Source organism: Acinetobacter sp., assembly GCF_049284435.1.
GTDB lineage: Bacteria > Pseudomonadota > Gammaproteobacteria > Pseudomonadales > Moraxellaceae > Acinetobacter.
On sequence record NZ_JBAPXX010000007.1, the window covers coordinates 1 to 13360 of the forward strand.

Genomic DNA, 13360 nt, shown 5'->3' on the forward strand with positions numbered 1-13360 from the left:
GTGATGTTCTGGGACGGATCCTTGATGTCACAGGTCTTGCAGTGCACACAGTTGGCTGCATTAATCTGGAAACGCTTGGAACCGTCATTATTTTCCATGATTTCATACACCCCCGCCGGGCAGTAACGCTGTGCGGGCTCGTCCCATGTCGGCAAGTTCACTTCCACCGGAATCGAAGCATCGGTGAGTTTCAAATGTGCTGGCTGGTTTTCTTCATGAATAGTGTTCGATACAAACACTGAAGACAGGCGGTCAAAGGTCAGCTTGCCATCCGGTTTTGGATAGTTCGGCTTGAAGTTCACTGTATCGACAGTTTTTAATGCCTTGAAGTCAGGCAACAGATCATGCAGAGTGAATGGCACTTTAAACACGTTCTGGTCGATAAAGTTAAAGGCACCACCGATCCATTGACCGAACTTGTGCATCGCCGGGCCAAAGTTACGCGAGTTATAGAGCTCTTCTTTCAGCCAGCTGTTGTTGAACTTGTCGGTATAAGCGTTCAGTTCTTTGACAAAGAAATCTTCGCCTTCAACTACACGTGCTACCGCCAGATCCCCACCTTTTTCTACACCGGCCGCAATCGCTTCAAACACCGCTTCACCGCAGAGCATGCCGGATTTCATTGCCGTATGTGAGCCCTTGATTTTGGCAAAATTCAGGAAGCCGGCATCATCACCAATCAATGAGCCACCCGGGAAGGTGAATTTTGGTAGCGAGTTAAAACCACCTTTGGTCACGGCACGGGCACCATAAGAAATACGCTTACCACCTTCCAGATATTGTTTGATCAATGGATGGGTTTTCCAGCGCTGCATTTCCATAAACGGATACATGTGCGGGTTTTGATAAGATAGGTCTACGATCATGCCCAAAGTCACCTGATTGTTTTCAGCATGATATAGCCACCAGCCACCTGAAGAGCCAGTCTCATTCAATGGCCAGCCGGCACCGTGCATCACCAGACCCGGTTTGTGCTTGGCAGGATCGATTTCCCAGAGTTCCTTAATCCCGATACCGTAGTGCTGTGGATCAGCGTCCTTGTCCAGGTTGAACTTTTGGATTAAACGCTTACCGAGGTGACCACGACAACCTTCTGCAAATAACGTGTATTTGGCATGCAGTTCATAACCCGGGGTAAAGTTGTGCGTCGGTTCGCCATCTTTCCCAATACCCATGTCGCCAGTTTGGATGCCTTTTACCGTGCCATCGGCATGGTACAGAATTTCAGAGGCTGCAAAGCCTGGGAAGATCGACACTTCCAGTTCTTCCGCTTTCTGGCCTAACCAGCGCACCACGTTGCCGAGCGAGATGACATAGTTGCCATCATTGTGCATGGTTTTAGGCACCATCCAGTGCGGTGCTTCCTGTGATTTTTCATCTGACAGCAGGAAGAAGGTTTTATCTTCAGTCACCGGGACATTAAGCGGGGCACCCTGTTCTTTCCAGTCCGGGAACAGCTCGTTCATGGCACGTGGTTCAAGCACCGCACCGGAAAGAATATGTGCACCGACTTCGGAGCCTTTTTCTACGACACAAACGGACAAATCGTTTAAGTTGTTTTCAATTGCAAGTTGACGGATTTTGATCGCAGCAGAAAGACCCGCAGGGCCTGCGCCTACGATGACGACGTCAAACTCCATCGATTCACGTTCGATGTGTTCCATGTAGGACTCCTCATATTACTATTCGGTGGCAACCATAACCGGATGGTTGGGTGCTGCCATAAGTGTTCTTGGTTCCTAGACACAAAAATGCTGGTGTCTTTGATAATCTGGGCTAGTATAGTTTTAAAGCCGGTTTTAGCCAATTGGCTGAAACATATTATTTTTCCGTCATTAAGGTCTTCTTTTATGGATAAGCCAGTACCCAGCACAAATCCGACGAAAAAAGTAACTTATCCCGATGATAAAAATTTAATGGATATCGCACAATACTTAAAAGATGCACAGGGCAGTCACAAAAGGTCAATTCCCCCTTTGGAGCAATGGCAGCCAAAGCATTGCGGAGCAATGGATCTGAAGGTTTTAGCTAACGGCGAATGGTGGCACGAAGGTCAATTGATCAAGCGTCAGAAGATGATTGACCTGTTTGCAACGGTGCTCTGGAAAGAAAACGATAAATTCTATCTAAAAACACCGGTAGAAATGATTGAAATTGAAGTTGAAGATGAACCTTTATTTGTCAATCAGGTCGATCGGGTTGAGATCAATGGAGTGACTTATCTGCAACTGGGCACGACCACGCAAGACCTGATTATTGTCGATGCTGAACATCCGATCTTTATGCGTGAATATAAAGGTGAACTACGGCCTTATCTGCATGTACGTTTTGGGATCAATGCCCTAATCCAGCGTGCGGCATTTTTACATCTGGTCGAGATGGGCGAGCTTGATGAAAATCCGGCAGGCGAAACCGTTTTAAGTTTGAAAAGTGGTGATTTAGACTTGCATTTGAGCACCTGAGGTTTAAGCTTGATCGCTAGAAATTTCAAACAAGCCACCTGCAACGTTATGAGCGCTATTCAACCAATTTCCCAGCTATTAGACCCGATGCCCAATGCCACGGCAGATGCGCCGATTGGTATTTTTGACTCAGGCGTAGGTGGCTTGTCAGTCGCCCTGGAAATTGCCCGCCATTTGCCTAATGAGCGCTTTGTCTATTATGCGGATACTGCGCATGTGCCTTATGGTCCGAGAGATGATCAGGAAATTCGTGCCCTGACGGCTCAGGCGATTGAATGGCTTTATCGTCAAGGTTGTAAAGTTGCGGTGGTGGCTTGTAATACCGCTTCCGCTTTTAGTCTGGATTATTTGCGTGACTATTATGGTGAAAACTTTCCGATTATCGGTTTAGTACCCGCGCTTAAACCGGCCGTCTTGAATACCCAGTCAAAAACGGTGGCGGTACTGGCCACGCCCGCGACCTTCCGGGGCCAGTTGATTAAAGATGTCATTGCCCGTTTTGCCGAACCGGCTCAAGTTAAAGTCCTGCCTGTGACCAGTCTAGATCTGGTGCCTTTTGTTGAGGCTGGAGAGCAGATGAGTACAGCCTGTTTGCACACATTAAAAGAGATTTTACAACCAGTTGTAGATCAGGGCGCTGATTATTTAGTGTTAGGATGTACACATTACCCCTTTCTAAAATCGTCAATTCAGTATATTTTTGGTCAAAAGCTGACATTAATTGACTCAGGATTCGCGGTTGCAAGACAAACGGCCCGAATTTTAATTAAAAATGGGTTATTATTTGAGCGTGAGTCTAGCGAAAGCGTAAAAATTGAACTGGTGGTGAGTGGGCAGAATGCTGAACAGCTCCGACCGATTTTGCAGCACCTGATTCCGGCCGATTTAAAATGGCAGGTCAGTAATATGAGTGCGGTCTAAAACTCATTTTTATAATTTAAGAAGAAAGATATTTTGATTTTGGGGTGGCCATATTGGGTAAAGAAGCATGTGATGATGCATTTTTTACGCAAATGTACAGGAGAAGAGGATAGCCCATGCTGGATAAACGGTACCAAGTGTTCATCTCAACCTCTGGGGCAGAAATGCAACCGGAGCGCATCATTCTGTCTCAAACACTGGTAGGAATGGGGTTTTTCTCGTGGGGGCTGGAACAGCGTACACCGCTGAATACAGCATTTGCACGCCGCCAGATTGATGACTGTGATTATGTCGTGATTCTGCTGGGAAGCCAGTATGGGGAGCAGTCGGTATCGGGTGTCGGCTATATGCATCTCGAATATATTTATGCAGTGACCAAGCAAAAACCGATTATTGTGTTTATGCATGATGATCCGGCATCACGTGACAGTGCATTGCATGATGCCAAACCGGAATTACAGGAAAAATTTAAGGAATTCCGTCAACTGTTACAGCAGGAAGTGGATCAGGTCTTTACTTACCGCAGCATGCGCGATCTGGAAATGGCAGTGCGTTTTAACATGCCACAAATGCTGGAGCGTTATCCGGTGACCGGCTGGGTGCGTCCGCAAAATACCCAGGCGCTGCATGACGAGATTGACCAGCTTAAAGCTAAAGTGGCCCAACTGGAACGCGATGGCGGAACTGCAGAGGTTGATCCATTCTTGAGCTTGCCCAAAGTGGCGATGCATGAAGTTTTTTCTTTTGAATACCGGATGCATGCTTATCAGGATGGTAACTTCAAGGAAATCAAAGTCCAGAAAAAACTGACTTGGGCACAATTATTGGCGTTGCTGGGTTCAACCTTTGTTAATCCGACCCCTGAGGAATTTTTCTCGAAGCGTATGAATGAATATCTGAATGAAACCGGTCTGCAAGATGCTCTTGTAGAAATGCCGCGTGCACATGCAGTGACGCGTGCCCAGATGAATATTCGTGCCTTGCATAGTTTGAAAATCCAAATGCGCCAGAATGACTGGATTGTGCCATCCGGTCGTGATGACCGACAGCGCATGCTGTGGCAGATCACGCCAAAAGCGCAAAAGTTGCTGGACAGCAGCTTGCTGGATTTAGATCGCACTTTTCAATATAAGTCAGCGTATTAATCCATAGAGAGAATAAATAAAAAGCTGTTAAAGTACAGGGGTTGATATCCTGACGGACGAACTGAATGTATTCTCCTGCTAAAGCGAAAGTGACGATTATATTGGCAAACTTGGGCACACCAGATGAGCCTACGATTCCAGCGGTACGCCGTTTCCTCAAGCAGTTTTTATCTGATCAGCGTGTGATTGAAATTCCCAAACCGATTTGGCAAATCATTCTGCGCTTATTTATTTTGCCCTTCCGTCCAAAGCGGGTGTCACAGGCCTATGCGCAAGTATGGGGACAAGATTCGCCGATGCGTGAAATTCTGTTTGAGCAGGTGGCAGCAGTCAAGACGCATTTAACCCAGCTTTATCCGCAGTTTGAATTGAATGTGGTATCTGCCATGACCTATGGCAATCCGAATATTCAGGATGTCTTGGCACAGGTCTCCGTGCAGCCACAGGAACACGTGATTCTATTTCCCTTGTTTCCACAATATTCTGCCACGTCGACCGCACCTCTATACGATGCTGTGGCGAAATGGGTGGTTAAACAGCGTAATTTACCCGGTTTGACTGTGATCCGGGATTATTATCAACATCCTTTATTTATCCAGTCGCTGGCTCAAAGCGTACGTGACTATCAGGGAATTCATGGTCAGCCAGAGAAATTATTGATGTCTTTTCACGGCATTCCACAGCCTTATGCTGATAAAGGTGATCCTTATGCCGACCGTTGCCGGATCACGGGCAAATTGGTGGCGGAAGCCTTGGGTTTAAATGAAGATCAATATGCGATCAGCTTCCAGTCACGTTTTGGCAAGCAGGAATGGATCAAGCCCTATACCGATGTTTTGCTGGAAGATTGGGCCAAGCAAGGGGTGAAATCAATTCAGGTGATGAGTCCTGCATTTTCCGCGGACTGTCTGGAGACGCTTGAAGAGCTGGCGATAGAAAATGCCGAGACCTTTAAAGCAATGGGTGGCGAAAGCTATCGCTATATTCCGGCATTAAATAGCCGTGAAGATCATTTGCGATTGCTCAATAGTCTGCTTCAGGCTAATCTGGATGCATTGACACAGACACTTGCCCATTAACTTGCCCGAGGTTTTTCACCCCATGTTACAAGTCAAAATTGTTCCGGTTACTGCATTTCAGCAAAACTGTTCCATCGTTTGGGATACGGACACTAAAGAAGCCATTTTGATTGATGCAGGGGGCGAACCTGAAAAACTGAAAGCTGAAGTGGAAGCACTGGGTTTAACGGTTAAAGCCCTGTGGCTCACTCATGGCCATCTGGATCATGCGGGTGCGGTGGGTGCATTAAAAAAGGCATGGGATGTACCGGTAATCGGACCGCATAAGGAAGATGCATTCTGGCTCGACATGATCCAGGAAGTTTCTGCACGTTATGGCTTTCCGATCCCGGAAAAAGTCGAAGTGACCCAGTGGTTGGAAGGTAGTGAAGTGCTCACCCTTGGCAATGAAGAATTTGAAGTGCGTTTTGCCCCGGGACATACGCCGGGTCACGTGATGTTCTATAACAAAAATTATGACTTGTTATGGACAGGGGATGTATTGTTTAAAGGCTCGATTGGCCGGACTGATTTCCCGCGTGGTAATCATCAACAGCTCTTAGATTCCATTCAGCGTGAATGTTTTAGCCTGCCGGATGAGACCCAATTTATTTCAGGACATGGACCAATCAGTACGATTGGTTTTGAAAAGCAGCATAATCCGTTTGTTGCAGGTAAAGCAGGTTAACAGTTTTAACTCGGGATTGATGAATCGGCTGCATCAATCCCGATGAAATGGTCCGCTATAGGATTGTTTTAATTCTAGAACAATCAGAATGGCAGCAAGAATTAGTAAAATGCCAATCGCAATAATAATCAGATCGAAAAGATAAATTCCAAAGCTCAAACTTATCAGGCTGAGACCAATACATATAAAAAATAGGATTTTTAAGCACCAAAGCCCCATTGCTTTCTCCTGTATGAATAATTTTCTTGATATTTATCGTTATTACACTTAATTACCCAGATATATGATTATTTGAACAGCGGTCCTTAAAAGGCATCTATGGGTATTTTTATCATGTCATTATAGCTTAAAAATTATTAGTTGTTGTTTTTTATTGATAAATAATTGGATGTTTCAATTGTTGTGAAAGGTTAATCACGGGACTGGATTAACCCTGGATCGATCTGATTGGGGTGTTGATTATTCAAGATACTCCCATCCTTTTATTCTTCGCTGTTATCGGCTTGTGGTGCATCTTGGGTAGGCAAACTATATTCTTCATTGGCCCAAGCCCCCAGATCAATCATCTTGCAACGCTCTGAACAGAAAGGACGGTAATCATTATCTTCCCAAGTGGTCAGCTTGCCACAACGCGGACAGTTTAAAGTGGTAGGCATGAGGTGACTCCAAAGAAAAATAAAGGTTCGATTAGGCAAATATAGCCGCACTTGTTAGACTTATGCGGTTTTTATTAGTTTGATCTGATTATGCCGATTCGTCAATTTCAAGCACAGCGTATGCATGCGCCCCGTGATTTTCAAAGCATCAGTCCTGAACCGGTCTGCGTCGAAGTCGGAGCAGGTAAAGGTAAACATGCCTTGTTATTCAGCAAGAACAATCCCGACAGTCAATTGATTGCGATTGAACGTACCCGGGAAAAATTTCTGGCGATGCAAAAACAGCACGCTGTTGAAGGTCAAACCAATTTAAAGACCGTTCATGCCGATGCTTTGCCGTGGATCGTGCATGCATTATATCCGCAACAGGTAGAACAATTCTTTATTTTATATCCAAATCCTGAACCGCATAATCCGGCACAGCGCTGGATCAATATGCCATTTTTTGAGTTTCTGCTTTCCCGCCTGAAAACCGGGGGAACGATTACTTTGGCCAGTAATATTCCTGCCTATATCGAAGAAGCAGAAATACAGGTGCGAGAGCTCTGGAAGCTGCCTTTTGTCAAAGAAGTGATTGCTGCAGATTCGGCGCGTACCCATTTTGAAATTAAATATCTGGAACGTGGCGAATTATGCCAGCAACTGATCATCAGCAAGCCTGAAAGATATGTAACGCGTTTTGATGATTTCCAGCCTTTACAAGGGCAGAATGCCACCGTAGCGGAATAAGCAGATGAGCAAACGCATTGCTATTGTGGGCGCAGGCCCTGCGGGGTTAATGGCGGCAGAAGTGCTCAGTCAGTTTGATTATGAGCTGCATGTCTATGAGCAAAAACCGTCTGCTGCGCGAAAATTCCTGATGGCAGGCAAGACCGGCCTGAATATCTCCCATGCCGAGCCTGTGCCACAGTTTGTACAGCGTTATGATCAGGTGGAGTGGTTGTCTCCCTGGATCAAACGCTGGGATGCGCTCTGGATTCAAGACTGGATGAAACAGCTTGGCATTGAGCCTTATATTGGTTCATCCGGCCGGGTATTCCCGACTGAAATGAAAGCCGCACCCTTGTTGCGTGCCTGGCTCAAGCGTTTGGCTAGTGATGGCGTTCAGTTTCATTACCGACATAAAGTCAGACAGTTGCAGCAGCAACAGCTTGAGCTGCATGATCTGAAAAATAATGAACATCGCACTGAACATTTTGATGCCATTATTCTGGCTTGTGGTGCAGTGTCCTGGTCAGCGTTGGGTAGTGATGGTGCATGGCAAACCTGGTTAAAGCCGGATGAAATTGAGCCTTTTCAGGCCAGTAATGCCGGAGTGGAATATCCCTGGTCTCGGTTTATGCAGCCAGTCTTTGGTCAACCTTTAAAGCGTGTCGAGGCATGGGTTGGGCAAGGTGAAAAGACCATCGGCGATATCGTGATCAGTCATTATGGTCTGGAAAGTGGTCTGATCTATAAGCAGGGTCGGGGCTTACGCGAGCAGCTGAAACAGGGCCAAAACATGCAGCTTAGTCTGGATCTTTTTCCTGACCAAAGTGTTGAACAATTGACGAGAAAACTACAGCCAAGCAAGAAGCAGTCTTTAAGTAATGTCTGGCGTAAAGCCGGATTGGATGGTGCCAAGGCGGCTTTAGTGCGGGAATTGGTAGCCAAGTCATTATGGCAAGATGCTGCTGAATTAGCCAAAAAAATTAAACATTTGACCATTCCACTCACAGGTTTCCGCCCGATTGAAGAGGCGATTAGCTGTGCAGGTGGTGTCAAGCGTGAAGTGTTGTCAGAACAGCTACAATTGAAATCTAATCCACATGTATTTCTGTGTGGAGAAATGCTGGATTGGGATGCACCGACGGGTGGTTATCTGCTGACCGCCTGTTTCGCTACAGGTCGCACGGCAGGTGAGGGTGTGCATCAGTTTCTGACAGCAGATTAAGTCATTTCTGGCGCTTATACTGAGATTCAGGCTCAGCAGAATAGGTCTTGCTAATCCACACTGTTTTAAAGCTGCCAGCTCAGCTTAGATTATTTTTGTATTTGATCTAAGCTGTGTGCCATTCTCGCATCCTAGACTATTCCTTCACTTGCCGGGAAGCTGGTTCTTTCTTGGCGAGATCTGGATATTGCGAACGCCAGCGTTCCAGCTGTTCTTGAGCGTGTAGATATTTCCCTAGACCCTTTACATTCTCACTGGCTTCATTCACGGGTGCAGTTTGAGTCTTGGGAGTATTGAGTAATTTGTCTTGATGTTCCCAGTATTGATACATTAAGCCCTGAATATAACGGCCCTGTTCGGTTTTCAGTTCTAAAGCCTTCAACATATTCAATGCTGACTGGACATGATCACGCTGACGTTGCTGGACAAATTCTTCTGTCATATTTTCATCATCGCGCATGCTGTTTAATTCTTTTTCCAGGTCGCTGCTCATTTCCTGGAAGCGCTGTTCATAATCCGTCAATGCGGCAATATCATTAGGATCATCGGCAGTTTTAGGGAAGTCTTTCAGCGGCTCGGTTTTCAGTTCCTGCATGACTTGATCTGAAGCCGTATTATCTGTTGTCGCTTCAGCCGGAGTTTCGGCAGTTTTCTGGTCACATGCCATCAGCAGCATGGCCGCAGCGAACAACAGCGTTCGTGTCATTCCTGGTATTTTATGCATGATCGCCTCCTGTTTTAATTACTTTTCTTGAACACATAGATATGAGTGACATAAGGAAAATTGATCATTTCCTCTGCGCTCTTGGCTATATATTGCTGGATGATCTGTTCAAATTGTTGTTTTAACTGTGCCTGCTGCTGTACCGGCAGGGCTGCAATAAAACTGGTCGAGAGCAGCCGCTTGGATACCACCTGCTCCACACTACCATGCTGTTGCTGGGTCATTATGGTTTCTGCATAGGGCTGAAATAGCGTTTGCTGTGCAAAGACCTTGCGCCAGGCGCCACTATGATAGCGTGGAGTATCGCCTTCCAAGGGGGCAATACATTCGGCCAAGGCCTGAACCCAGTCTACCCGAGTATCACGCTGATTCCAGATTAACACCAGATAACCATGCGGTTTGAGTACCCGGTCTAATTCTTGTAAGGTAGCAGAATCGGCAAACCAGTGAAATGACTGTGCACAAAATACCGCATTCAGGCTATGATCGGGCAGGGGAAGGTGATGGCTAACGCCTTCAAGAGCATGAATGTCCGGATGCGCCTGTTTTAATTGAGCCAGCATTTCCGGGACAGGATCAATCGCGATAATATGCTTACTGAGCGGGCGTAAATAGGGAATAAACTTGCCAGTTCCACTGCCCAAATCCAGAAGATGCGCATCTGCAGGCAAAGCCAGCGTCTCACTCAGCCATTGGCTGATTTCTGCCGGATAATCGGGGCGCACTTGCTGATAGAGCTCAGCAGACGCACTAAAACCCCGTTTTGCTGCCGGATGTAATGATTGTGTCATATTTTGCGCTTTTTAATCTTTTTGATCGATATAAAATAGCATATTCACTTTTTTGACAGCGTTCATTGACTGAATTGTTGTGGAAGGGTTCGATTTACCAGCACGGGAAAGTTATGGACAAGCAGATTGTTTTTGAAGATGAACATATACGCGCGATTTTTATGCCGGGATCTTCTTCAGAGCTGATTTTTTCATTTGGCGATTTGATTACCCGTGCCAAGGGCCTCAACATCAATGCAGAAAAGTCACTGGCGAAATTCGAGTTTAATGTACTTGGCATTATGCCCAAGCATAAATCCTGGTTTCCGCAAGGTTCCATGTGGAACATGTTACAGGCAATCGCAGATCTGATTGCGCCGTTTCAGCAGCGTATTGCGTATGGCGGCTCGATGGGTGGCTATGCCGCGATCAAATATTCCCGTGCCTTGGGCGTGCAACGGGTGGTGGCGATGGTGCCGCAATACTCGATTGATCCGGAGGATGTACACGATGCCCGCTACAACATGTTCTATCAGCCAGAGCTGAATGCGGGCATGCGGGTTGCAGCCGAAGATATCGACAACGCCTGTGAATATATTATTGTTTATGATCCTTACTGTGCCGAAGATCGGGCGCATTATCTGAAATTAGAGGCGCTGATTCCGCATCATCATGTGCTGCATTTGCCTTTTACCGGGCATGATGCGATCGCAGTTCTGGCCAGTTCAGAATTGCTCTATGACTTTTTGGTGCATGAATATGAGCCGAGTTATTTCTATCAGAAAATGCGTCGGGTCAAGAAAAACAGCAAGTTCTATTATCGCAAGGTGATCGAAAATGTCTTGCCACGACACCGCATGGCCTTGGGACACATTCTGAAAAATAACGATCTGCAACTGGATAACCAGTTTTTTGATGCCAGCCAGAAACAGGTAATCCTGCGGGAACTGTTGCGCAATAGACAGGTCGATCAGCATGATCTGCTCAAGCTCGGTATTCATGTGAATTTGCCACAGGAAAATCGTCAGTTGCTGTTGGACCAGTATGGACATGGTCTGGTATTTAATGTCATCAGCCATAAAATCGAAAGTTATGCAGAAGGTGCAATTGCCCTGAACCATAAATTCCTGATCCCGATTTATGCCAAAGGCAACGGTTTATTGAGCATTAACCTGAATGATGAACGTTATCTGGTGGTGATGAATGACCGGCATATCATGAAACTGATCAAGGAACAGGATGAACTTAGTCTGGGTATGCACCCGATTTTAATGAAGCGCTATAGCGATTTTTATATGTTTAGCTATAAGCAGCTGAATCTGAGTACCAATGAGTATGGTGCTGCTTCTTTTATCGACGATAGTGACAAAAATACGCAGTTTGTGACGCGCAGTGAGATAAATTAACTAAAAATTTTAATAAAAAACAATTACTTGACTTGTGATGAGCTTGGCATAATATAGAGATAAGCGGTATAAATAATAAACTAATTATATCGTTCCCGATGGTTGAAACGAAGAAGGGGATCTCTATGATGCAAGCGACTCGGATGATGCAAGTATGTTTTATCTTCGGTTTGGTTCTGCCCAATCTGGCGCATGCAGAAACTGTGCATCCTGCAGTGATCATGGTCAGTGCGTCCATCATCTTTATGATTATTCTGTCCGTGTATGTGGTGTATCGAATCCGCAAGTCATTACGTAATCATATGGATAAACCGCTGGATTAATTGCTTCAGGCTGGCAACGGGTTGAAAAGTCTCAATGACTTGTTTTAAATGACAGACATAAATTGTCAAACAGGATTGAGGGGGCAGCAATGAAAGCCGTTTATTTAGACTATGCTTCTTTAGACCAGCAGGATTTGGACTTTCAGGCACTGCATGCAGCATTTGATCCACTGGTTTTGTATCCGGCGACATCGGCTGCCAAAATTGCATCCCGTGTAGCCGATGTCGATGTCATCATTACGAATAAGGTGATGATCGATGCAGCTACGATTCAGCAATGCCCTCAACTCAAACTCATTTTAATCTCTGCAACCGGCACCAATAATGTCGACCTTGCGGCAGCCAAAGCGCATGGGATCGTGGTATGTAACTGTCAGGCTTATGGCACTTCGGCAGTCGCGCAGCATACCATCATGTTAATGCTCAATCTGGCAACTTCATTCCTGTCTTACCAACGTGCGTTACAACAAGGCGAATGGCAAAAAGCCAGCCAGTTCTGCTTGCTGGATGCGCCGATTGTCGAGCTGGCCGGAAAAACATTGGGCATTATCGGTTATGGCGAACTGGGCCATGCGGTGGCGAAACTGGCCGAAGCCTTTGGCATGAAAGTACTCATTGCCGCGCTGCCAAACCGTACCTCGGATGCATCTCGTGTGCCATTTGCAGAGTTGCTTGCTCAAGTTGATTTTCTCAGTCTGCATTGTCCACTTACCGACGATACCCGACATTTAATCAGTCATGCTGAACTGGATGCAATGAAAAGCAGTGCATTTTTAATTAACTGTGCGCGTGGTGGTATTGTCGATGAAGCGGCATTGGTTGAGGCTTTGCGAGCAGGCAAGATTGCCGGTGCAGCGACGGATGTTCTAACGGTAGAGCCACCGAAACAGGGCAATGTGTTACTTGATTCAACGATTCCCAACCTGATTGTGACGCCACATAATGCCTGGGGCAGTGTCGATGCACGGCAACGGATTGTGGATCAGATGGTGGAAAATGTAGCAGCATTTAAACAAGGTCAGCCGATTCGACAGGTCAATTGATAAATCGTGTCGATACAAGATAATAGTTTTATTTTCTAAAAATAAAAAAGCCCATCACGGGCTTTTTTTATAAATCGGTTACCGCATAACTGGTAGCTGATCCAGACTGGGGTTGAGTCTGTGGTGTATTTGGGTTTTGCGTCGCATTCGACTGACTTAAAGGCTGCTGCACGATAGGCGCTTGTTGTGAATTGCCACGCCAGACTTCTTTGGTCTGCTGGATTTTCTGAC

Annotated in this window: 14 protein-coding genes; 10 read left to right on the forward strand and 4 right to left on the reverse strand. The window is 46.0% G+C overall.

Annotation, left to right across the window (positions count from 1 at the left end):
* Positions 1–1664: 4Fe-4S dicluster domain-containing protein (locus tag WAK81_RS00700; protein ID WP_422195269.1), on the reverse strand; the 1664-nt coding region annotated here is incomplete at its 3' end.
* A 186-nt stretch (positions 1665–1850) separates the two neighbouring features.
* Between WAK81_RS00700 and WAK81_RS00705 the strand changes: the two genes are divergently transcribed.
* From WAK81_RS00705 to WAK81_RS00725, 5 genes are all read left to right on the forward strand, one after another.
* A complete protein-coding gene (locus tag WAK81_RS00705; RefSeq protein ID WP_422195270.1) occupies positions 1851–2462 on the forward strand; it encodes a DUF1285 domain-containing protein in 612 nt (203 codons plus the stop codon).
* Between the two features lie 48 nt (positions 2463–2510).
* A complete protein-coding gene (gene murI, locus WAK81_RS00710; RefSeq protein WP_422195271.1) occupies positions 2511–3383 on the forward strand; it encodes a glutamate racemase in 873 nt (290 codons plus the stop codon).
* A 116-nt stretch (positions 3384–3499) separates the two neighbouring features.
* On the forward strand, positions 3500–4528 hold the full coding sequence (locus WAK81_RS00715; RefSeq protein WP_422195272.1) for a DUF4062 domain-containing protein: 1029 nt from the start codon (positions 3500–3502) through the stop codon (positions 4526–4528).
* Between the two features lie 65 nt (positions 4529–4593).
* On the forward strand, positions 4594–5607 hold the full coding sequence (hemH, locus tag WAK81_RS00720) for a ferrochelatase (protein WP_422195273.1): 1014 nt from the start codon (positions 4594–4596) through the stop codon (positions 5605–5607).
* 22 nt (positions 5608–5629) lie between these two features.
* Complete coding sequence (locus WAK81_RS00725; RefSeq protein ID WP_422195274.1) at positions 5630–6274, forward strand: MBL fold metallo-hydrolase; 645 nt, start codon at positions 5630–5632, stop codon at positions 6272–6274.
* 482 nt (positions 6275–6756) lie between these two features.
* Here the strand turns inward: WAK81_RS00725 and WAK81_RS00730 are convergent, their stop codons facing one another.
* The gene (locus tag WAK81_RS00730) at positions 6757–6930 is read right to left on the reverse strand and encodes a DNA gyrase inhibitor YacG (protein WP_005245864.1); all 174 of its coding nucleotides are present in this window, start codon (positions 6928–6930) and stop codon (positions 6757–6759) included.
* A gap of 84 nt (positions 6931–7014) precedes the next feature.
* On the opposite strand from WAK81_RS00730, the gene WAK81_RS00735 reads away from it, so the two are divergent.
* Positions 7015–7659 (forward strand): SAM-dependent methyltransferase, encoded by a 645-nt coding sequence (locus WAK81_RS00735; RefSeq protein WP_422195280.1) that lies wholly within the window; start codon positions 7015–7017, stop codon positions 7657–7659.
* Positions 7660–7663: 4 nt separating this feature from the next.
* Complete coding sequence (locus tag WAK81_RS00740; RefSeq protein WP_422195275.1) at positions 7664–8863, forward strand: TIGR03862 family flavoprotein; 1200 nt, start codon at positions 7664–7666, stop codon at positions 8861–8863.
* 136 nt (positions 8864–8999) lie between these two features.
* Here the strand turns inward: WAK81_RS00740 and WAK81_RS00745 are convergent, their stop codons facing one another.
* On the reverse strand, positions 9000–9587 hold the full coding sequence (locus WAK81_RS00745; RefSeq protein ID WP_422195276.1) for a hypothetical protein: 588 nt from the start codon (positions 9585–9587) through the stop codon (positions 9000–9002).
* 14 nt (positions 9588–9601) lie between these two features.
* Positions 9602–10378 (reverse strand): class I SAM-dependent methyltransferase, encoded by a 777-nt coding sequence (locus tag WAK81_RS00750; protein ID WP_422195277.1) that lies wholly within the window; start codon positions 10376–10378, stop codon positions 9602–9604.
* Positions 10379–10491: 113 nt separating this feature from the next.
* Here WAK81_RS00750 and WAK81_RS00755 point away from each other — a divergent pair, with 113 nt between their 5' ends.
* The 3 genes from WAK81_RS00755 (at position 10492) to WAK81_RS00765 (ending at position 13129) form a co-directional block, all read left to right on the forward strand.
* Positions 10492–11763, forward strand: a complete 1272-nt coding sequence (locus tag WAK81_RS00755) for a hypothetical protein (RefSeq protein WP_422195278.1) — start codon at positions 10492–10494, stop codon at positions 11761–11763.
* A 125-nt stretch (positions 11764–11888) separates the two neighbouring features.
* Entirely contained in the window at positions 11889–12086 is a 198-nt protein-coding gene (locus WAK81_RS00760) for a hypothetical protein (protein WP_082180547.1), read from the forward strand.
* A gap of 89 nt (positions 12087–12175) precedes the next feature.
* Positions 12176–13129: a 2-hydroxyacid dehydrogenase gene (locus WAK81_RS00765; RefSeq protein WP_422195279.1), complete on the forward strand. Its 954-nt coding sequence runs from the start codon at positions 12176–12178 to the stop codon at positions 13127–13129.
* Positions 13130–13360: the final 231 nt, after the last annotated feature.